Source organism: Lawsonibacter sp. JLR.KK007, assembly GCF_036941135.1.
GTDB lineage: Bacteria > Bacillota > Clostridia > Oscillospirales > Oscillospiraceae > Lawsonibacter.
The window spans coordinates 1,610,213-1,630,327 of the sequence record NZ_JAYWSY010000001.1; the positions used below are offsets into that span (position 1 = coordinate 1,610,213).

General features: G+C 63.1%; 23 protein-coding genes. 2 read left to right on the forward strand and 21 right to left on the reverse strand.

Annotated features, from left to right (window positions below; all coding sequences use genetic code 11):
• Positions 1–2: 2 nt before the first annotated feature.
• From VV088_RS08875 to VV088_RS08975, 21 genes are all read right to left on the reverse strand, one after another.
• The gene (locus VV088_RS08875; protein WP_334600336.1) at positions 3–425 is read right to left on the reverse strand and encodes a SoxR reducing system RseC family protein; all 423 of its coding nucleotides are present in this window, start codon (positions 423–425) and stop codon (positions 3–5) included.
• Positions 426–437: 12 nt separating this feature from the next.
• Positions 438–1,658, reverse strand: coding sequence for a CdaR family protein (locus tag VV088_RS08880; RefSeq protein WP_334600337.1), 1,221 nt, complete (start codon positions 1,656–1,658; stop codon positions 438–440).
• The gene (gene cdaA / locus VV088_RS08885; RefSeq protein ID WP_334600338.1) at positions 1,658–2,557 is read right to left on the reverse strand and encodes a diadenylate cyclase CdaA; all 900 of its coding nucleotides are present in this window, start codon (positions 2,555–2,557) and stop codon (positions 1,658–1,660) included. Before cdaA ends, VV088_RS08880 begins: the two co-directional genes overlap by 1 nt.
• A gap of 161 nt (positions 2,558–2,718) precedes the next feature.
• A complete protein-coding gene (locus tag VV088_RS08890) occupies positions 2,719–3,840 on the reverse strand; it encodes an aminotransferase class V-fold PLP-dependent enzyme (protein WP_334600339.1) in 1,122 nt (373 codons plus the stop codon).
• Positions 3,837–4,091: a DUF3343 domain-containing protein gene (locus VV088_RS08895; RefSeq protein WP_334600340.1), complete on the reverse strand. Its 255-nt coding sequence runs from the start codon at positions 4,089–4,091 to the stop codon at positions 3,837–3,839. The genes VV088_RS08890 and VV088_RS08895 overlap by 4 nt, the downstream gene beginning before the upstream one ends.
• Before the next feature lie 153 nt (positions 4,092–4,244).
• Positions 4,245–4,715 carry a 2-C-methyl-D-erythritol 2,4-cyclodiphosphate synthase gene (gene ispF / locus VV088_RS08900; protein ID WP_334600341.1) on the reverse strand — a complete coding sequence of 157 codons (471 nt, stop codon included), beginning with the start codon at positions 4,713–4,715 and terminating at the stop codon, positions 4,245–4,247.
• A complete protein-coding gene (gene ispD / locus VV088_RS08905) occupies positions 4,712–5,464 on the reverse strand; it encodes a 2-C-methyl-D-erythritol 4-phosphate cytidylyltransferase (RefSeq protein WP_334600342.1) in 753 nt (250 codons plus the stop codon). Before ispD ends, ispF begins: the two co-directional genes overlap by 4 nt.
• 134 nt (positions 5,465–5,598) lie before the next feature.
• On the reverse strand, positions 5,599–6,075 hold the full coding sequence (locus VV088_RS08910) for a CarD family transcriptional regulator (protein ID WP_334600343.1): 477 nt from the start codon (positions 6,073–6,075) through the stop codon (positions 5,599–5,601).
• Positions 6,076–6,382: 307 nt separating this feature from the next.
• Positions 6,383–8,338, reverse strand: coding sequence for a bifunctional 4-hydroxy-3-methylbut-2-enyl diphosphate reductase/30S ribosomal protein S1 (locus VV088_RS08915; RefSeq protein ID WP_334600344.1), 1,956 nt, complete (start codon positions 8,336–8,338; stop codon positions 6,383–6,385).
• On the reverse strand, positions 8,335–8,994 hold the full coding sequence (locus tag VV088_RS08920) for a lysophospholipid acyltransferase family protein (RefSeq protein ID WP_334600345.1): 660 nt from the start codon (positions 8,992–8,994) through the stop codon (positions 8,335–8,337). Before VV088_RS08920 ends, VV088_RS08915 begins: the two co-directional genes overlap by 4 nt.
• Positions 8,991–9,665 carry a (d)CMP kinase gene (cmk, locus tag VV088_RS08925; RefSeq protein ID WP_334600346.1) on the reverse strand — a complete coding sequence of 225 codons (675 nt, stop codon included), beginning with the start codon at positions 9,663–9,665 and terminating at the stop codon, positions 8,991–8,993. The genes VV088_RS08920 and cmk overlap by 4 nt, the downstream gene beginning before the upstream one ends.
• A 194-nt stretch (positions 9,666–9,859) precedes the next feature.
• On the reverse strand, positions 9,860–10,405 hold the full coding sequence (locus VV088_RS08930; protein WP_334600347.1) for an RNA 2'-phosphotransferase: 546 nt from the start codon (positions 10,403–10,405) through the stop codon (positions 9,860–9,862).
• Positions 10,386–11,663: an NAD(P)/FAD-dependent oxidoreductase gene (locus tag VV088_RS08935; protein WP_334600348.1), complete on the reverse strand. Its 1,278-nt coding sequence runs from the start codon at positions 11,661–11,663 to the stop codon at positions 10,386–10,388. Before VV088_RS08935 ends, VV088_RS08930 begins: the two co-directional genes overlap by 20 nt.
• The gene (locus VV088_RS08940) at positions 11,660–12,523 is read right to left on the reverse strand and encodes a MurR/RpiR family transcriptional regulator (RefSeq protein WP_334600349.1); all 864 of its coding nucleotides are present in this window, start codon (positions 12,521–12,523) and stop codon (positions 11,660–11,662) included. Before VV088_RS08940 ends, VV088_RS08935 begins: the two co-directional genes overlap by 4 nt.
• A 105-nt stretch (positions 12,524–12,628) precedes the next feature.
• Positions 12,629–13,351, reverse strand: a complete 723-nt coding sequence (locus VV088_RS08945) for a pseudouridine synthase (RefSeq protein ID WP_334600350.1) — start codon at positions 13,349–13,351, stop codon at positions 12,629–12,631.
• A complete protein-coding gene (locus VV088_RS08950) occupies positions 13,327–14,436 on the reverse strand; it encodes a D-alanyl-D-alanine carboxypeptidase family protein (protein ID WP_334600351.1) in 1,110 nt (369 codons plus the stop codon). Before VV088_RS08950 ends, VV088_RS08945 begins: the two co-directional genes overlap by 25 nt.
• A gap of 71 nt (positions 14,437–14,507) precedes the next feature.
• Positions 14,508–14,936: a GerW family sporulation protein gene (locus VV088_RS08955; protein ID WP_334600353.1), complete on the reverse strand. Its 429-nt coding sequence runs from the start codon at positions 14,934–14,936 to the stop codon at positions 14,508–14,510.
• 3 nt (positions 14,937–14,939) lie between these two features.
• Complete coding sequence (locus VV088_RS08960; protein ID WP_334600354.1) at positions 14,940–15,578, reverse strand: DUF2953 domain-containing protein; 639 nt, start codon at positions 15,576–15,578, stop codon at positions 14,940–14,942.
• On the reverse strand, positions 15,575–16,216 hold the full coding sequence (scpB, locus tag VV088_RS08965; RefSeq protein WP_334600355.1) for an SMC-Scp complex subunit ScpB: 642 nt from the start codon (positions 16,214–16,216) through the stop codon (positions 15,575–15,577). The genes VV088_RS08960 and scpB overlap by 4 nt, the downstream gene beginning before the upstream one ends.
• 20 nt (positions 16,217–16,236) lie before the next feature.
• Positions 16,237–17,031 carry a segregation and condensation protein A gene (locus VV088_RS08970; protein WP_334600356.1) on the reverse strand — a complete coding sequence of 265 codons (795 nt, stop codon included), beginning with the start codon at positions 17,029–17,031 and terminating at the stop codon, positions 16,237–16,239.
• Positions 17,032–17,139: 108 nt separating this feature from the next.
• Complete coding sequence (locus VV088_RS08975) at positions 17,140–18,303, reverse strand: hypothetical protein (protein ID WP_334600357.1); 1,164 nt, start codon at positions 18,301–18,303, stop codon at positions 17,140–17,142.
• Between the two features lie 294 nt (positions 18,304–18,597).
• Here VV088_RS08975 and VV088_RS08980 point away from each other — a divergent pair, with 294 nt between their 5' ends.
• Complete coding sequence (locus VV088_RS08980; RefSeq protein WP_334600358.1) at positions 18,598–19,314, forward strand: hypothetical protein; 717 nt, start codon at positions 18,598–18,600, stop codon at positions 19,312–19,314.
• A 206-nt stretch (positions 19,315–19,520) separates the two neighbouring features.
• The gene (locus VV088_RS08985) at positions 19,521–20,102 is read left to right on the forward strand and encodes a hypothetical protein (RefSeq protein WP_334600359.1); all 582 of its coding nucleotides are present in this window, start codon (positions 19,521–19,523) and stop codon (positions 20,100–20,102) included.
• The last annotated feature ends 13 nt before the right edge of the window (positions 20,103–20,115 follow it).

Genomic DNA, 20,115 nt, shown 5'->3' on the forward strand with positions numbered 1-20,115 from the left:
CCTCAGCGCAGCTGCTTCAAAATGGCAAACTCCGGGGCGTTCCTCCGGGTGATGGCCCGGTCCATCAGAAGGGCGGGCACAAACCCCGCGGCCAGTCCCAGGAAGGCCGTCGCCAGAGCGGTGATCTCGCTGAGGTGGAGCGCCCCCATCCCCAGGCCGTAGCCCAGGCCCAGACCCACGCAGGGCAGAAGAAACACCGCCACTGAGGTGCTGTAATTGCCTCCGCTGGCCGGCTCCACCTCCACAAAGTCGCCGGGCTTGGCCCCGATCCCGTTGGAGGCCAGGGCCAGAATCTCCTGGGGCGGCTTGGCGGAGCAGCCGGCGCAGGCGCCGTCGCAGTGCAGGCCGCACTCCATCTGACGCAGAAGAGAGACCTCCGCCACCCCCTCCCGAATAATTTTTTTCACAATTGCATTTTGAACCATAGGGATCCTCACTTATCTGCTCATATTTACCACGATCGAGTAGGTCCCAATCACACCCACTGTATCGATCCCATCCAGATAGACCCGGACGGGAACCACGCTGGTTCCCAAAGTGGTCACATTGGACAGGTCCGCCACAATGCGGATCTGGCTGGCGTCCACCTTATCCAGGTCCTCCGCCGGCCCCCGGACGGTCACCAGAACGCTCTGGGTGACCACGTCCGCCTCATAGCCGCTGGGCGGCGGGGTCGTCCGGATATTGCTCACGGCGAACACCTCTGTGTCCAGCCCCTCCACCGTCACAGTGACGGTAGCGGTGGTCAAGCCGCTCTCGTTGGTCAGGCTGGGGTCCAGCGTGATGGGGAAGGTGAAGGGCTTGGTCCCCTCCACATTGGACAGATTGATGCTGCCCAGGGAGATCTCCTCCAGGCCCGCCATATCCGCCTCCACGCCGGAGACAACGATGGACGGCGGGTCGATCTCCTGCTTGGCGTCGTCCACGGCGGCGCCGCCGCCGGGCACCAGGTTCACCGTGAGGGGCACCTCCTTGACTACCACCACCGGCACCACCACATAGGCGGTGTTGGTACTGAGGGTGACCTCCAGATTGGTGAGGGAATTGCCCTGCTTGTCCAGCAGGACCAGCGGCAGGTCGCCGGCGAAACGCTCGCTCAGCTCCCCACTCTCCAGAATGGCCGCCACCTTGTCCACCTGATTCACCTGCTCCACCGGGCCGCCCACCACCACGGAGACCGGCTCAATGGCTGGCGTGCCCATCTGGTAGCCCTGGGCCACCCGTCCGTTCAGCTGGAACTGGACGTCAAAGGACTTCGTATACAGCTTCTCCACCGTCACCACCAGGGTAGAGGTCTTGGCCGTCAGGTCGTCCGAGTTGATGCCCTCGGGCCACACCTCCCGGTAGCGCAGGGTGTTCTCCCCCTCCGAGCAGCTGGAGACGTCCACCCGCACACACAGGCCGCTCCGGTTGCGCAGCAACTCGGCGCGGGCGCTGGTGGGCCCCTCCACCGGCAGCTCCACCATCTGGGGGGAGATGTCCGAGATGATCAGCCCCTGGCTGGCGAGGACGCTGGTCCCGGTGGTCTCCACCCGCACGTTGTGGATGGAGGTCACCCCGTTGGGGTCCACCGACGCCCGCACGTAGACCCAGAATACAATGGCCAGCACAATGGACAGCAGAATGTACACCCACCGGCTCTCTTTCAGCCGTGCCATCACAGCGGGTCACCCTCTTCCTTCTTGCTTCCGCCCAGCAGAAGCCCCACCAGGGGGAGCTGTCCGCTTCGCTTCTCCTCCTGCTTGTCGTTGAGCAGCTCGTTGCGCAGAAGGCGCTCCAGCGTCTCCGGGGCCAGATGCCGCTTGAGCATCCCCCCCACGGCGGCGGAGATGGACCCGGTCTCCTCTGAGACGATGACCACCACGGCGTCCGAGTGCTCGCTCATGCCGATGCCTGCCCGATGGCGCATGCCCAGGTCCCGGCTCAGGTTCACGTTGCCCGACAGGGGCAGCATGCAGCCCGCGCCCACGATCCGGCCGCCCCGGACGATGACCGCCCCGTCATGGAGGGGGGCCTTATTCCAAAACAGGTTCTTCAGCAGCTCACTGGACACGCTGCAGTCCAGAGCGGTGCCCGTTTTGATCACATCGTCCAGCAGGTTCTGCCGCTCAAAGACCATCAGCGCCCCCACCTTGTCCCGGGACAGGTCGGCGTAAGCCTCGCAGGTCTGGTTGATGGCGGTGTCCATCTCCTCCCCGTTCGCCCGGCTGGAGGCAAACACCAGACCCAGGCGGCTGCTGCCCATCCGCTCCAAAAAGCGGCGGATCTCGGGCTGAAACAGCACCACCAGCACCAAAACTCCCCACTGAATCACCCGGTCCAGCAAAAAGCTGGTGGCGGTGAGGGACAGTACGTAATTGGAGGAGACAAACATTGCCCCCAGCAGGATCAACACGCCCCGCAGCACCCGGCCGGAGCTGGTCTTGCGCAGCATCCAGAGCAGTTTGTAGATGATAAAGGCCAAAATGGCGATATCCAGAAGGTCGGTCAGCTGAATCTGCAGCAGCGGGAAGGTAGACTGCCAGAACATTTGAAAGCTGTGGATCAGTTCTGTCACATGGACTCACCTCATTTCCGCGTTTGGTGCGCAAAATACTTCATCATGGTATTATACGATATTTCCAACGGTTTGGCAACCGAAAAGACAAATTCCAAGATGAAAATTTTATGAACAGATTCCCTGAAAAAGCCTCCCTCAAGGAGGGAGGCTGGGAAGCGCTACCGGCTTGCAAGCTCCTGGACAGCCTGGAGGAAACGGTCGATTTCCCGGCCGGTGTTGAAGGCGGAGACGCTGGCCCGCAGGGTGCCGGTCTCCAGCGTACCTGCGGTCTCATGGGCCAGGGGGGCGCAGTGGAGTCCCGCCCGGAGGGCCATCCCCCGGCTGCCCAGAAGCTCTCCCACCTCCTCGCAGTCCCGGCCCGCCAGCCGGAAGGAGAGCACCCCCGCCTGGACCGCCGGGTCCGGGGACAGGAAGGGCTCCGCTCCGGGGATCTCGCCCAGTCCCGCCCCCATGCGGCGGATGAGCCGGGCCTCGTGGGCGGCGATCTCCTCCACCCCCCGGCGCTCCAGGAAGCGCAGGCCCTCCAGCAGTCCGGCAATGCCGGCGATGTTATGGGTGCCTGCCTCCAGCCGGTCGGGGAGGAACTCGGGCATGGACTGGCGCTTGGATTCGCTCCCGGTCCCTCCCTCCAGCAGGGGGGCCGGGTCCACTCCGCACAGCAGGAGGCCGGTCCCCTGAGGGCCGTACAGCCCCTTATGTCCCGGCATGGCGGCAAAGGCCGCGCCCAGGGCGGTAAAGTCCAGCGGCAGAACGCCGGCGGACTGGGAGGCGTCCACGATCAGGGGCACCTCCCGCTCCCGGCACAGCCGGGCGATCTCCTCAATGGGCAGGATGAAGCCGAAGACATTGGACACGTGGGTACAAACCGCCAGATCGGCGCCCCGGTCCAGCTCCCGGCGGAAGGACTCCAGAACGGCCTCCCACTGGAAGAGGGGGCCGCGGGCCACCCGCAGGGATACATCCAGGGCGTTGAGGGGGCGGGTAACGGCGTTGTGCTCATAGCCGGAGATCACCACCCGGCTCCCTGGCCGGGCCAGGGTCTTGATGGCGATGTTCAGCCCGTGGGTAGCGTTGCTGGTAAACACCACCTGCTCCGGGGTTTCCACATGGAACAGCCGGGCCGCCGCCTCCCGGCATGCGAAGGCTTTGGCCGCCGCGGCCATAGCGGGACGGTGTCCCCCCCGGCCGGGACTGGCCAGATGGTTAATGGCCCAGGCGCTGGCCGTGGCTACTGAGGCGGGCTTTTGCAGGGTGGTAGCGGCACTGTCCAGATAGATCACAGCGCCACCTCCTGGTAGCTGCCATCCCCGGCGGTGATGAAGATGCGCTTGGGCGTCAGGCCCACCCGCTGGAGGATGCGCAGGGAGTCCGGAAGATTGCGCTGGGATATCTTTACCGAGTGACTGCACCCCTCTCCCGAGATGCTCTTGGGGGAACGCAGGACCCGGGCGGTGATGCCCGCCCGCTCCAGCGCCGCGGCGGTGCGCTGGGCGTAGGTCAGCGAGCGGCATACAATCAGATAATAGAGCATGGCATGGTTCCTTTCCTGGGACGGGACTGTTCCGCCCCGCAGAAATAGCCGGGAGGGGAGCTCGGCGTTCCCCTCTCGTAACCAGCTTATGCAGCCGCCCCGGCGGTTGACACCGGCAGCGCAATGCCCGGCGCGCAGGCGCCGGGCACGATCCTACTCCTCCAGCAGGCACACCGCATGGACCGCCATGCCCTCCCCGGAGCCGGTGAAGCCCAGCCCCTCCTCGGTGGTAGCCTTTACGTTGACCCGGTCAGGGGAAACTCCCATGACCTGGGCCAGGTTTTCCCCCATCTGGGCGAGGTAGGGGGCCAGCTTGGGCCGCTGGGCCAGGATGGCGGCGTCCACATTGCCCACGGAAAACCCCCGCTCCCCTAGCAGCTCCATCACATGGGCCAGCAGCTTCAGGCTGTCCGCCCCGGCATAGGCGGGATCGGTATCGGGAAAATGCCGTCCGATATCCCCCAGGCCCGCCGCCCCCAGCAGGGCGTCCATCACGGCATGGGTGAGCACATCGGCGTCCGAGTGGCCCAGCAGACCTTTTTCCCAGGGAATTTCCACCCCGCCCAGGATCAGCCTTCTGCCCTCGGTCAGCCGGTGGACGTCGTAACCGTGGCCGATCCTCATTCCTTGCACCTCCACAGGCTCTCGTCCACCCTGGCCTGGAGGATGGCCTCCCCCAGGATCAGATCCAGAGGGGTGGTGATCTTGATGTTCTCCGGGCTGCCGCTGGTGAGGGTGACCTTCATGCCCAACCGCTCCACCGCGCCGCAGTCGTCGGTGAGCAGCTCCCCGTCCTCAACGGCCTTCTGGGTGGCCGCCCGTATCAGTCCGGCCTCAAAGACCTGGGGGGTCTGGACCGCCCACAGCTGGGAGCGGTCCACCGTCTCCACCACCAGGCCGTCCTCGGTGCGCTTGATGGTGTCCGTAAGCGGGAGCGCAGGGGCGGCGGCGCCGGTCAGCATAGCCCGAGTCACGGCGTCCCGGATGACCGCCTGGGTCACCAGCGGCCGGGCCCCGTCATGGATGGCGATCAGCTCGGCCTCCGGGTCCACCTCCTGCAGGCCGGCCTGGACGGAATGGATGCGCTCCTTCCCGCCTACTACCACCTTTCTCACCTTGTTCAGGTCAAACTCCCTGCACAGCCGTCCGACTTCCACCACCAGGTCCTCCCTGGCCACCACAATGATCTCGTGGATCACGGCGCAGTCCTGAAAGGCGTACAGGGTGTGCGCCAGCACCGGCAGCTCCCCCAGGGGGGCCAGCACCTTGTCGATGCCGCCCATCCTCCGGGCCAGTCCGGCGGAGACAATCACCGCCGAGCACCTGGCCTCCTCCTCCGTTTTCTTCCGTCTGAATCGAGACAACAGCCCCATGATCCTCGCTCCTTATCCGACAATTTCCGTCTCTGCATCCATTATAGCACAGACGCGGCAGGCGAAACAACTAAAACAGAGCGGCCATTTTATTCCAATTCGGAACAAATGGCCGCCCGGATCTGTTCGCATATTTATGCCAGCGCAGTATTCAGCTCTTCCTCCACCGACTCGTAGCTGGCGCTCTTGGACAGCACCAGCTCTGAGATCAGGATCTGCTTGGCGGAGTGAAGCATCTTCCGCTCCCCGGTGGAAAGGCCCCGGTTCTGGTCCCGGATGGTCAGGCCCTTGATCACCCGGGCCACCTCAAACAGGTCGCCGCTCTTCATGCGCTCCATATTTTCCCGGTAACGATGGTTCCAGTTCGCTGTCATCTCCACCTGAATCTCTGGGATGGCGGCCAGGACCTTATCCGCCTGCTCCTCATCCACCACCGGACGCACACCAATCTCCTCGCAATTCTCTGTGGGGACCATCACCACCATAGACCGGTTGGGCAGCTGGAGGATGTAATAATCCCGCACCACATTATCCACCGTCTTCTGGACGATACTCTCCACAACGCCGCCCCCATACATGGGATGGACCACCTTATCCCCGATCTGGAACACCTCTTACCTCACTTTCTCTCATCCGACTCTCGGCTTTTTCCAGTTCTGTCTATATGAATCCAGTTACATTATAACAATTTTATCCTGTTTTTGCAAGAGAAAAACAAACGATTTCCAAAATTTTTTCCGCTAATTTCCAGCCGCCTTCACAGAACAGCACTGTTTCAGGCGGAACTGGAGGACGTTCTGTCCTTCGGCTCGAACCAAAACGCCTGAGCTGATACGAAAAGCCCTCAACACCAGAAAGCGGCTCGGGCCGCTTCGGTGCTGAGGGCTTTATTGTCGATCATTGCGCGAAAGGGCCGGCTTACTCCTCGATGGAAGGCTCCTCACCCTCCTCATCGTAGGAGGGCTCCAGCAGGGCGCGGATGGACAGGGAGATCTTCTTGTTCTCCATATCCACATCGGTGATCTTCACGTCCACCTTGTCCCCCTCGGCCACCACGTCGCCGGGCTTCTCCACCCGGTGGTCCGCCAGCTGGGAGATGTGAATCAGGCCGTCCACACCGGGGACCACCTCGGCAAAGGCGCCGAAGGTCATCAGCTTGACCACCCGCACATTGGCGGTGTCGCCGACCTGATAGGTGGTGGTAAACACGGTCCAGGGGTCCTGGCTGTGGTCCTTCATGCCCAGGGAAATCTTCTTCTTCTCCTTGTCGGCAGAGATGACGTACACATCCACGGTGTCGCCCACCTTGACCACCTCGGAGGGGTGCTTGATGCGGCTCCAGGACAGCTCAGAGATGTGGACCATACCGTCCACGCCGCCGATGTCTACGAAAGCGCCGTAGGAAGTCAGCGACTTCACGGTGCCGGTGTAGCGCTTGCCGTCCTCGATCTCGGCCCAGACCTTCTCGGCGGCGGCGGCCCGCTCGGCACGGGTGACCCGGCTGATGGAGCCCACCACCCGGCGGCGGGCCCGGTTAACCTCGGTGATGACCAGGCGGACCTTCTGCTTGAGCAGCGCGCTCATGGGAGTCTCACGGGGCAGACCGGTCTGGGAGGCGGGGACGAACACCCGCACGCCCTTGACAGACACGACCACGCCGCCCTTGTTGTCCTCGGTGACGAAGCCCTCCACCACGGTCTCGTTCTCCCGGGCGGCCTCGATTTCCTCCCAGCCCTTGTTGATGTCCAGGCGGCGCTTGGACAGCTTGACCATGCAGTCCCGGTCGCTGACCTGCATGACGATGGACTCGATCTCGTCGCCCACCTTCACGATGTCCTCGACCTTCACGGTGGGATCGTCGCTCAGCTCGGTCAGGGCAATGTAGCCGGGGTACTTGATGCCCAGCTCCACCTGGACTTCGGTGGGCGTGATGGCCACAACGGTGCCGGTAACCTTATCTCCATTATTCAAAGTTTTGAACGACTCCTCCAGCATCTCCTGGAAAGATTTGTCCATCTCTAAAATTTCTTCGCTCATTTTGTCAAAGACCTCCTTTATTATCCACGCAGGCGTAGATGCGCCCGCCGTGATGCCGACCATATCCGCTTGAGGCAGCCGGTCAAGTTCAATGTCCCCGGCCCGCTCAATCAGCAGGACCTCGGGACAGGACTCCCGGCAGATCTCCCCGAGCCGTTTGGTGTTGGAGCTCTGCCTGTCGCCCACCACTACCATCAGGCCGCATTGCGCGGCCAGCTGGCGGGCCTCCTCCTGGCGTTTGGACGTCGCTCCGCATATTGTATCAAAAAATTCCGCGTTTGTACATAGTTTTTTTGCTTTTTTCACGCAATTTTCCCAAATTTTCTGAGTGGATGTGGTTTGAGAAACAAACGTAAGGGGTAAATTGTTGCGGTTTTCCCCACTTTCCAGCCATTTTTCCAGATCTTTTTCTCCGGAAAGTACCACTGGCGCCTTACACCATCCCGCGATGGCCAGCACCTCCGGATGGTCCGGCGTGCCCACGATCACAGGCTGACGGCCCCGGAGTTCCGCCTCCTCCACAATCTGATGGATGTGGGTGACGTTGGGACAGGTGGCGTCGAAGACCTCGATCCACCGCCATGCGAAATGCTCGTGGACGGCCCGGCTCTCCCCGTGGGAGCGGATAATGACGGCGGAGCCGTCGGGAACCTGCTCCGGACGGTCCACCACCCGCAGCCCCTGGGCGGCCAGACGGTCGATCACATCCCTGTTGTGGATGATGGGGCCCAGCATGACGCAGGGAATGCCCTGGGCGGCCTTCTCCTCCGCCAGCTCCACCGCCCGGCGGACGCCGTAGCAGAAGCCGGCAGACTTGGCCAGCACGATTTTCCTCATCCCACGCCCTCCCCAAGGGCCTGGACCCGGTCCATCAGCTCCTGTGCCATGACCTGGAGCTCCTCTGCCGAGGGCTTACGGCCCTCATACTTCGGATAATAGGGTTCCCCAATCACCACGGTATTACGCCGGAACCGCTTTTTTTTTCGCTGTATGTACACCGGCAGCAGGGGCACGCCCGTCCGGGTGGCAAACAGGGCCGCCCCCACCTTGGCCTGGACGTCCTCTCCGTCGTGGACCCGGGTGCCCTCGGGGAACATAAGCAGCTTGTCGCCCTCCTTCAGGAACTTCATGGCGGTGCGCACCGCCCGCACATCGGTGGTGTCCCGGTCCACGCCAAAAACCCCCGCCTTGCTCAAGATCCAGCCGATGAAGGGCACCCGCATGATCTGGACCTTGGCCATGGCCCGCATGGGCCACCTGTAGCCGAAGGCGAAGACGGCATAGAAGGGGTCTCCGGCGGTGGTGTGGTTGGGACAGACCACCGCCGCGCCCTCCGGGATGTTCTCCCGGCCCACCGCGTGAACCGGGTGGATCAGGCGGAAGTAGGGCCAGATGATAATGTACAAAAAGTGGAAAAACCAGTCCATCCGCCTCTTCCGCTGCTCAGGCGTCTCCTTGGGCGCGGCCTTTTGAACCGTTGTCTCTTCGCTCACAGGGCAATCTTCTCCTTTACCAGGGACAGCAGCCTATCCAGGCTTTGGTCCAGATTCAGCCGGGTGGTGTCCAGCAGGACGGCGTCCGCCGCCTGTTTCAGGGGGGCGATGGGGCGGTGCTCGTCCTGATAGTCCCGCGCCCGGATGTCGCGGAGGATGGACTCATAGTCCGCCGGCTCTCCCCGCTGCTCCAGCTCCAGCAGGCGGCGGCGGGCCCGGGCCTCCGGGGCGGCGGTAAGGAAGATCTTTACATCGGCATTGGGCAGCACCACCGTACCAATGTCCCGGCCGTCCATGACCACGCTGCTCTCCCGGGCCAGCTTCCGCTGGAACTCCAACAGGAAGGAGCGCACCTCCGGGATGGCGGAGACCTGGGAGGCCGCCCCGGACACCTTGTGCCGCCGGATGGCCCCGCTCACGTCCTCCCCCTCCAGGTACATCTTCTGCACCCCGTCCTCGTAGCCCACGTGAATCTCCAGCCCCTCCAGCAGAGGGACCACCTGGGCCGGATCAGCGGGGTCCGCCTTCTCCCACAGCACTTTCAGCGCCACCGTGCGGTAGATGGCCCCGGTGTCCACATAGATATAGCCCAGCTTTTCTGCCAGCCTCCGGGCCAGGGTGCTCTTCCCCGCCCCGGCGGGCCCGTCGATGGCAATGCTCTTAACCTTCATGATGACCGCTCCGTTTCCTAAGCCTTCCTTCGCGCCCCGCTGATGCCTCGTTCCGGCCCAGCAGGCAGTGGGTGGTCACGCCGGAAGAACCGGCGAATACGTATACCTCAAGCGGCACGCTTGTATCCATAAAAAGTCCTCTCAGCCACTGAAACGTTAGATTCCAATGGATGTACCGCCATTCCAGAACCGCCCTACGTCAAAAAATACCGGGCGGGCACATGCTCGCACAACCAGACGCCGTTTTCAGAACGGTAGAAGGTCACGCCGTCCCGGGCCATCGCCGCCGCGTCGATGGTAATGACCACAGGGATGCCGTGGCGCTTTCCCACCGCCATAGCAGTTTCAAAGTCCCCGGAGAGGTGGACATACTGGCGGCCCATGCGCCGGATGCCCTCCCCCTGGATGGCGGGGAGGAACCGGGTGGCGGTGCCGTGGTACAGATACCGGGGCGGCTTCTCCTCCCTCAGCTCCACATCCACCGGAATGGAGTGGCCCTGATTCGCCCGGATCTTGGTGTGGTCCTCGCTGAAGGCGTAGCGCCGCTTGTTGTTCTCCCGGACGATGCGCTCCAGGGTGGGCAGGTCGATGCGCCGTCCGGTCCGGTTCACCCCGGCCAGCAGCTCATTCACATCCGCCCAGCCGTGCTCATCCAGAGTGATCCCCGCCGCGCCGGGGTCGTGGCGCAGGACCAGGCTCAAAAACCGGCCCAGCTTCACATCAGAATTCCTTTGCTCCATGGGTCTCCTCCAAATACTTGACCGCGCCCTCCCCCGCCGCCCGGCCGGTGGCCCAGGCGATCTGCAGGTTAAACCCGCCGGTGTAGGCGTCCACATCCAGCATCTCCCCAGCGAAGAACAGGCCAGGGACGTTTTTGGACTGCATGGTTTTGGGGTCCACCTCGGACACCTTCACCCCTCCGGAGGTGATGATAGCCTCGTCTATCGGCCTGGGGCCGGACACCGCCACGGGGAAACACTTAAACAGCTCCAGCAGCCGGCGGCGCTCCTGTTTTGTCAGGTCGTGAGCCTTTTTATTTCCTGGGATATCCGCCCGCTCCAGCAGGACGGGCACCAGCAGGCGGGGTGCCAGCGCGCCCAGGAGATTGTCCATGTCCTTGTTGGCCCCGGCGGACAGCTCCCGCACCAGGCGGGCGTCCAGGGTGGCCTCGTCCAGGGCGGGCTTCAAGTCGATGGCGCAGGTGTACTGCTCCTTGTCAAAATTCCGCATATGGGCGCTGGCCGACAGCACCAGCGGCCCGGACAGGCCGAAGTGGGTGAACAGCAGCTCCCCCTGCTCCTGAAAAACCGTCTTTTTTTTCTGATTTTTGACGGTCAGCACCACGTTTTTCAGGGCCAGGCCCTGCATCTGGGCGCAGAAAGGGTCGGGGGACTCCAGGGGCGCCAGGGAGGGCTTTATGTCAACCAAGGTGTGGCCCAGCTCCTCCGCCATCCACAGGCCGTCGCCGGTGGAGCCGGTGGCGGGGTAGGACAGCCCGCCGGTGGCCAGGATGACCACCTTGCAGGGGATGCCGCTTAGCTCCCTGCCTTCCCCCATCTCCACGGCGCGCACTCTGCCGTCCTGGAGGCAGAGGCCCGATACCCTGTCATGGACGATGGACACGTTCAGCCGCTTCAGCTCGAAAAACAGCGCGTCGATGATATCGGCGGACTTGTCGGAGGCGGGAAAGACCCGACTGCCCCGCTCCACCTTCAGCTTAACCCCCAGTTCCTCAAAGAACGCCTCCACCCAGGCGGGAGGGGTGCGCTCCAGGGCGCTGCAGAGAAACTTCCCGTTCCGGGGCGTGGCGGCGCGCACCTCCTCGGGGGAACAGTGGTTGGTCACGTTGCACCGGCCCTTGCCGGTGATGTACAGCTTGCGGCCCACCTTCTGGTTGCGCTCGACCAGCGTGACAGACGCCCCCTGCCGGGCGGCGCAGATGGCCGCCATCATGCCGGCGGCTCCGCCCCCCACTACCACGATATCAGGGCGCTTCATTCGGGCACCTTCTCGTAGACGTTGTACTCGTCCCAGATCTTCTCCAGCGTATGGAACGTGTGGGCCACATCCTCATTTTTCCGCTGGCTTACCGCCACCAGCAGGGCGTTCACCAGGGACAGCGGGGCCACCAGGGAGTCCACAAAGGAGGCCATGTCACTGCGGGCCATCAGGGTATAGCTGGAAATAGGGGCCAGAGGGGAGGATTCGCTGTCGGTAATGGCCACAGTGGTGGCTCCCCGGTCCCGCGCAAAGCTCATGGCCTGAACGGTGCGGCTGGAGTACCGGGGAAAGCTGATCCCCACCACCACGTCGCCCTCCCCCACCCGGAGCAGGCTCTCAAAGATCTCGCTGGCGGTGTTGGCCGAGACCAGCACCACATTTTCAAAGATCAGATTGCAATAAAAATACAGGAAAGAGGCGATGGACGCGGAGGAACGCACCCCGATCACATAGATTTTCCGGGCGGACACGATGGCCTCCACCGCCCGGTCGAAGCTCTCCCGGTCCAGCTCCTCCAGGGTCTGCCGGATTTTTTCGATGTCCGACTGGAGCACCATGGACAGCAGGTCCCGGTCGCCCAGCCGGTCGTTGGTCACCTCGATGCGCTGAACGGTGGTCAGCCGGTTGCGGATCATCTTCTGGAGGGACCGCTGCATGTCCGGATAGCCGTCGTAGCCCAGCTCAAAGGCGAAGCGGACCACGGTGGATTCGCTCACCCCCACCCGCTTGCCCAGACGGCTGGCGGTCATAAAGGCGGCCTTGTCGTAGGACTCCAGGATAAAGCTGGCGATCTTCCGCTGGCCCTTGGAAAAGGCATGCACATTTTCCTGTATGACGGTCAAAATATCTCGGTTCATGGCGCGTCCCCTCCCAGTCATATCAACACCCATCATCATACCCGATTTCCGGGCAAAATGCAAGAGATTTTCCAAGGGGCTTCGTATCCTGTTCCCCAAGGGCGCTCAGGTGTCGCTTAACGGCCCGGTGAGCGCCAGCAGCTCCTCCCGGGTGAGAGGCCGCCACTGGCCCGCTTTCAGTCCCCGGTCCAGGGGGAGGGTCCCCTCCCGGATGCGCTTGAGCCGCAGGACTTCCAGCCCCGCCTGGGCGCACATCCGCCGCACCTGCCGGTTCTTTCCCTGGCAGATGGTGACCGAAAGCTGGTGCACCCCGCCGCTGTCCCGGCCCCGCCGCACCCTGGCGGGTGCCAGCCGTTCGCCGTCCAGCGTCATGGGGGCGGACAGGATGGGGAGGGCCTTGTTCACATTGCCCGACACCCACACCAGATACTCCTTCTCCACCTCATGGCTGGGGTGGAGGAGCTGATGGGTGAGGGCGCCGTCGTCGGTGAGCAGGAGCAGGCCCTCGGAATCCATATCCAGCCGTCCCACCGGCCACACCCGGACGCCACAGCCCTCCACCAGATCAGATACTGTCTTCCGTCCCTTCTCGTCGGACAGGGTGGTGACATATCCTCTGGGCTTGTTCAGCATCAGGTAGGTCCGGCCGCCGCCCGGCTCCAGGGGCCTGCCGTCCACCAGGACGGTGTCCCGGCCCAGGTCCGCCCGGTCCCCCAGGTGGGCCTTCTCCCCGTTGACGGTCACCCGGCCAGCGGCGATCCACCCCTCCGCCGCCCGGCGGGAGGCCAGACCACAGGCGGAAATCAGTTTTTGAAGACGTTCCTCCACAGGCGTACTCCTCTCTCGGGCGCTGACGCGTCCGGGACTTGCTCTCCGGCCACCAGCGGCACCCGGGCAAGCTCGGTCCCGTTCACCGAATAGACCGCCTCCCCCACCTGCGTCCCGGCGGACACCGGCGCGGCGAGCACCTGTTCGGTCAGCTCGTAGGCCGCTTCCACCGGCTCGCCGGGGGCCAGGGCGGCGGTCCGCCCCTCCGCCGTTTGGACGGAGCAGACGGGGATCAGCCCGCCGGACACCGGCAGCTGGCCCACCCGCTCCCCCGCCTGGACCAGGGTACGGGCCTCATAGCTGGAAAAGCCCCAGTCGAAGAGGGCGGTATGGTCGGCCCAGTCGCTGGGGGCGTTGAGGGTGACGCAGATCAGCGTGACCCCGTCCCGCCGGGCGGCGGACACCAGGGTCCGGCCCGCATGCTCGGTGTAGCCCGTCTTCAGGCCGACACAGCCCTCATACCGCCACAGCAGCTTGTTATGATTGGTAAAGGTGCGGGTACCCAAGGTGATGGATCTGGTGGCGGCAATTTTGGCCAGCTCCTGGTTTTCCAGACAGGCCCGGGCCAGCAGAGCCATGTCGTAGGCGCTGGCGCAGTGCCCCTCCGCGTCCAGGCCGTTGGGATTGGCAAAGGAGCTGTCCGTCATCCCCAGTTCCCGGGCCTTTTGGTTCATTCGGGCCACAAAATGCTCCACCGTCCCGCCACAGTGCCCGGCAATGGCCAGAGCCGCGTCGTTGCCCGAGCGCAGGAGCAGGCCGTAGAGCAGCGCCTCCAGGGTGATCTCCTCCCCAGGGCGCAGATAGACGGAGGAGCCCTCGATGCCCGTCCACTCCGGGAGGATAACCACCGGCTCCTCCAGATCGCATCCCCACTCCAGCGCCACCAGAGCGGTCATCAGCTTGGTGGTGCTGGCGATGAGCCGGGGGGTGCGGCCGTCCTTTTCGCAGAGCACCCGCCCGGTCTCCCCGTCCATCAGAACGGCGCTGGCGGCGGAGACCGCAGGAGGAGCCCCCTCCGCCCGGACGGCGGGGGGAGTCCACCACAGCAGCGCCCCAATCAGGGCCGCGGAAAAAAGTCGCTTCAACACTGCCACCTTCTTTTTCGTAGATAGCAATAGTATGGAGCGGCTTTTGACCTTTGTTTCCAGGGAATTTTTTATTCTGCAAAATCCCCTTCCGGCTCCTTCCGAGCCTTCTTCTCCTGCTGCTTCTCGATAAATCCGGTCACCTTGTCCACAACCTCGGGCACCGTCTCAATGACCCGGTCCACCGTGGTGGCGGCGGGCGGGAAGACGGGGAGCAGCTTTACGCTGCCGTCCTCCCGGACCACCAGAAAGGCCACCGGCTCCAGCTTGGCGCTGGCCGCGCTGCCGCCGCCGAAGTTCTCCTTCGGGGCGCCTGCCTTGGTGGTGAACTCGCTGCCGCCGCCCCCCATGCCAAAGGACATGCGGGACACGGGGATCAGCGTGACCCCCTCGGCGTGAATCGGGGTCCCGATAATGGTGTTGGCGTCCGCCATCGTCTTGATATGCTCCATGGTGATCTTCATCAGCTCGCCCAGGGAATTTTTCTTCTCCTGTTCCATCGGTCATGCCGCCTTTCTCTGCCGTCGTTTTAATTTCAGCCGCTTCTTTGCGGCAAGAACCCTGAACAATGCGTTCCAGCCGGCCCGCAGGCCGGTCCATACCGCCGTCCCGATCTTGATGGACAGCTCCGCTGTGCCGTACACCGTCATACCCGGGGCGTCGAAGTCCAGTTTCACCCGGGCGGCGCCGTCCTTCACGCGGAAGGCGGTGGTCAGCGGGAACCACAGCCCGCCCAGCGCGGCGTTGGCATAGCCGTAGAGCATGGCCGCGTCCGCCGGATCGGACCCGCCGGCAGTCAGCTCCAGCTCCAGAACGTCCACCCGCAGGCCCCGCCACATCCTGCCAGCCGCCTCCAGCGCCACCGGCAGCAGAGCTTTTGCGTACTCCAGCGCGCCGCCCAGCTTCTCCGGCAGCGGCACGGGGGGCTTTTCCGGCTCCGGCTGTTTTGGTTTTTTCGCTTTCCTGGGCTTTGCCGGCCGCTCCGCTCTTGGCTTCATCGGAAGGATTTTGATGCGGAACCGCCCCAGGCGAAGCCACAGGAAAAATCCCTCCGCGTTAAACTCCGCCCGGCCGCCCACCCGGACCTGTCCCAGCAGGAGCAGGACCAGGAGGATCACAGCCAGGATAAAGACGGCCTTCACGTCCCCTCCGCCGGTTCCTCCGGCGGCTCAGAGGGAGGAACAGCTTCGTCCTCCTCCAGCGTCTCCGCCCCCCGGAGGCGGGCCAGGCTGGCCTCCAGCTCCAGGGTGAGCTGGCTGCCCTCCTGGGACTGGTTGGGCAGCTCGGGCAGCTCCTCCAGGCTGGACAGACCAAAGGAGCGCAGGAAATTTTTGGTGGTCTTGAACTGCACCGGCCGGCCAGGCACCGCCAGACGGCCCGCCTCTTCAATGAGCTCCCGCTCCAGCAGCAGGCCCATGGTGTAGGAGCTGTCCACTCCCCGCACCTGGTCCACGTAGGCCCGGGTGACGGGCTGGTAGTAGGCGATGATGGACAGCACCTCCAGCGCCGGCTGGGACAGCCGGGCGGGCTTGCGGCTCTCCAGAGTTTTTCGGATGTATCCGGCGAACTCCGGTGCAGAGCACAGCTGGTAGCTGGTATCCAGCCTCACCAGCCGGATCCCCCGGCGGTCATAGCTGTACCGGTCCATCAGCCGCTGGGCCACCGCGTCCAGGGTGGGCCGGTCCACCTCCAGGCCCAGACACAGCCGCTCCACCGGCACCGGCTCCCCGGCGGCAAACAGCACCCCTTCCAGAGCGGATTCCAACTCTTTCACTTCCACGCAGGGGCACCTCCTGACACTCAATAATTCTCCGACGTAAACTCCACCGCGCCCTCCTCCTGGGTACAGGTGACGGTGCAGTCCGACTCCGTCCCCGCCAGCAGCAGGCGGCGGGCCTTGCACAGCTCCAGCACCGCCAGGAAGGTGGCTACCACCTCCGACCGGCTGCGGCTGCCCTTGAACAGGGCCCGGAACCGGGTGACGCCGAACTGAATCAGCTTGTGGATGATCTCCCCCGCTTTATCGGCCACGGGGTATGGCTCCCGGCCCACAATGCCCTGGAAGGCGGACACCGGCGGCGGCAGCTTGTTGTCCAGCCGGCCCAACACGGCGGCCATGGCCTTCAGCAGGTCCGCCCGGTCGTGGACGTAGCGGTAAATCTTATCGGGCTGGACCGCCTCGGGCTGCTTGGTCAGATAGTCCCGGCCGATCTGGTAGCGGCTGTCCAGGGCGGGGGCCACCGCCTTGATCTTCAAATAATTCTCATTGCGCTGGTGGGCCTCCAGGGTGGCGATGAGCTGCTCCATCTCGCTGATGGCCTCCTCGTCGTGGATGGAGAGGAGCATGCGGGTCTTGATATAAACCAGGTGGGAGGCCATGGTCACAAAGTCGCTGGCCACCTCCAGGTCCAGCTCCTTCCGCCGGTTCATCCACTCCATGTACTGGTCCAGGATGAGGGCGATCTGGATGTCCTTAATCTCCAGCTTGTTTTTGCTCAGCAGGTGGAGGATCAGGTCCAGCGGACCCACAAAGTCCTCCATGTGCTCCTCCTTTGCCTTCACCACCCCTTCCAGGTGGTAAATGGGTGCCTCCAAGGGCCCACCTCCCCATTTTAGGTTGATTGTTCCAGCTATTATACCAGTTTATCCGGAAAAAGACAAGGCGGATTCCAAAAAAAGCCGCCGGCAGGGCCGGCGGTCTTGTTACAGCTTGGTTTCCAGGGGGATCGTCACGGTATAGTAGCTGCTCTCCAGCTGCCGCAGCAGGGCGGACAGCACCCGGGCGGTATTGCCGCTCCCCTCCAGGGTGAGGTAAACGGCCCGGCGGCGGGTCCCCAGACGGCTCAGCGCCGTGCCGGCAAAGGCGGTAGCGCCCACTCCGTCCCCCGGCTCCAGGAGCAGCGTCTCCTTCCAGCACACCCAGCCCTTCTCCTCCAGACCGGCTCTGGCTCCGTCCGGGACATAGGCCAGGGTGGTGCGGGTGTGGACCAGCTCCTCCAGCGCCAGACGGCCCCGCTCCAGCGTCTCCTCCTCTCCGTCCTGGGCCAGAACGCCGATCAGATGGCCGGTGCCCAGCACCCGGCGGACCAGATCCCCCTCCTCCTCGATCACCTGGGGGGACAGGAAAAACAGAGCGTACTGACCGGCTCCGTCCAACGTGTTCAGGATAGCGGACAGGCTGCCGGCGCTCTCACAGCGGAAGGCCAGATATGCGGCGGCGCCGCCTCCCTCCAACTCATCCGGAGCGCTGGTCCCCGGATTGGGGGTGGACGACCCCCCCGGTGGGATGGCCGCCTCCGCAGGGCTGAGGCTCTGGGTATAGTCCCGCAGGCGGTCGTTGAGCAGGCGCTGGGCCGCATCGATAAAGGTGGCGTCATCCAGCACCGTGTCAGGCCCCTTGATCCGCACCAGATAGCCCTGGGAGATATAGGGCAACTGGGTGTAGCTGTACTCCATCCCAAAGGTAGAGCACACAATATTCAGGGCCACGTAGGGCTTTCCGTTGCGCATGATGGCCCGGGCGGTGTAGGTGGCTCCCGTCATATCATTCCGGCAGATGCCGGTATTCAGGTCAAAGGTGAGCATCTGACGGAGATTGAAGATGGAGACGGTGTTCGTATTGCGGTTGTAGGTGGTCTCCAGTCCCAGGCTCACCCGGATTCCGTTTGTGTTGGCGTTGAACACCGTGTAGGGCACATAGAGCGTCCCCCCCGACCAGCATGGCATGGTGTCCGACGTCAGCGGGACCACGCTGTCGTTGACGCCAGTGAAGTAGATGGCGGCCGCCGACGCGGGCATGGGCTGATAGAGGCCCAGAAACAGCGCCGCCGCCGCCAGCAGCAGAAGAAGACGGCGTTTTTTCTCCATAAAACTCCCCCCTTCCGGTTGTGCTTCTGATTATAACATAGTATAATCATTTGAGCAAGCGCCTGGCCCGGCGGCATTTTTGGTTTACTGTCATTATAAACGGATCAAGCGATTCACTTTAATTTGGTATGCTGTGCAAAAGCGAACCACTATTTTTGTGACCTATTCTCTTTACTAAGCGAATCACTTATGATAACATGAGTAAGGTGAAAGGGGGCATATATCGTATATAGCGTGACTTTGAGTTAAAGAAACAGCAACTACTCGGAATATAGAGAGAAAGAGGTTGTTTTTATGGCAAAAGGCTCCGAGAAAGGCGGCGGCATCGTTCTGCCGGTCCTACTTTCGGTGGTTACAGCGGCGGCAATCAGCGTTGGAGGCTTTGGCGCTGGTTTTGGAGTGGGGCGGGTGGTGTATGGCACCGCGGATCAGCCGGTCCAGAGCCCGCCCGCCGCAGATAATCAGCAGTCCGCGGGCGCTTCTGCCGCCGGAATCGCTCGGGGGCCGAACGTCCAGGAGGACTACGGCACGATCATTTGGCTGAGCACCACGTGGCCATCCAATCCAGCCAGCGTACTTGATCAGCAGCCGGCGGCTCCCGCCGTCACCCAGCCAGCCGCAAGCCAGCCGGAAGCGGCTCCGTCCGCCCCCGCCCAGACTCCAGTGGAACCGGCTCCCAACACCGGAGGGTCCGAGCAGACCAGCGGGCCTGCGCAATCGCCCAACACCAGCGACAAGGTAAACTCCAACGGGGCAGCGACATTGCCTTCTGTGAACGAAACAACGTCCGGCAACCAATCATCGGGAAATGGAAATAATTTCAACACATATAACAATCAAAACCAGCAACAAACAAGCGCTCAGTGGGTATTAAACACCAGCACAAAAAAAATACATTATCCAAATTGTCGGGATGTCCCTAAAATAGCTCCTCAAAACTATGCAACATCTAATTTGTCTGAAGGCAAGTTACTAAATCAAGGCTACACCACATGTGGTCATTGCCATTAAAACAAATGTCGCCCCCGGCGATCGCAACATCGAAATCGGCTAGAGGGAAGTAAGTTTTGACGGGCCTACTTCCCTCTAATCCTATCTGTCCAGCTTTATTTGATTCTATTTTTAAGGAAATCTTAATCTTTGCTAAACGGTCTTTCAACCCGGCAATGCTATGATAGCAGTGTCAAAATGGAATCCGGCCCGCAGAAAGGAGCCTTATGATGGAGATCACATTGGAAATGGTGGAACGTTTGAAGGACAAGGCAAAGGTCAGCTACAGCCAGGCCAAAGAGGCGCTGGAGTACAGCGGCGGCAATCTGCTGGACGCGCTGATTTATCTGGAGGAGAAGGGGGCCATCCCCAGGGATGAGGGGGCTTACTACTCCACCCGGAGCGAGACGCCTCCGCCCCCGCCGGAGCCGCTGGCCGTTCAGCCGGCGGCAGAGAAAAAGCAGAAGGGAAGCAAGCCGCCCCGGACCAGACGGGAGGGCCGGCGGAGCTTTGTCACCACCCTGCGCCGCTGGCTCATCGACAACGAGCTGGAGATCTGGCGCCGCGACCAGCCCATCACCGCGCTGCCGGTGCTGATCCTGCTCCTGCTGCTGCTCTGCGCCTTCTGGTTCACCCTCCCGGTGATGCTGTTTGCCCTCCTGTTCGGCATCCGTTACCGGTTCTCCGGCCCGGACCTGGAGCGGGAGGACATCAACAACGCCATGGGGTCTGTGGCCAACACCGCCGCCGACCTGGGGCACAAGATCATGGAGGAGCTGAAGCACGACTGGCACTCCGACGAGCCGTAAAACAATCATGAGG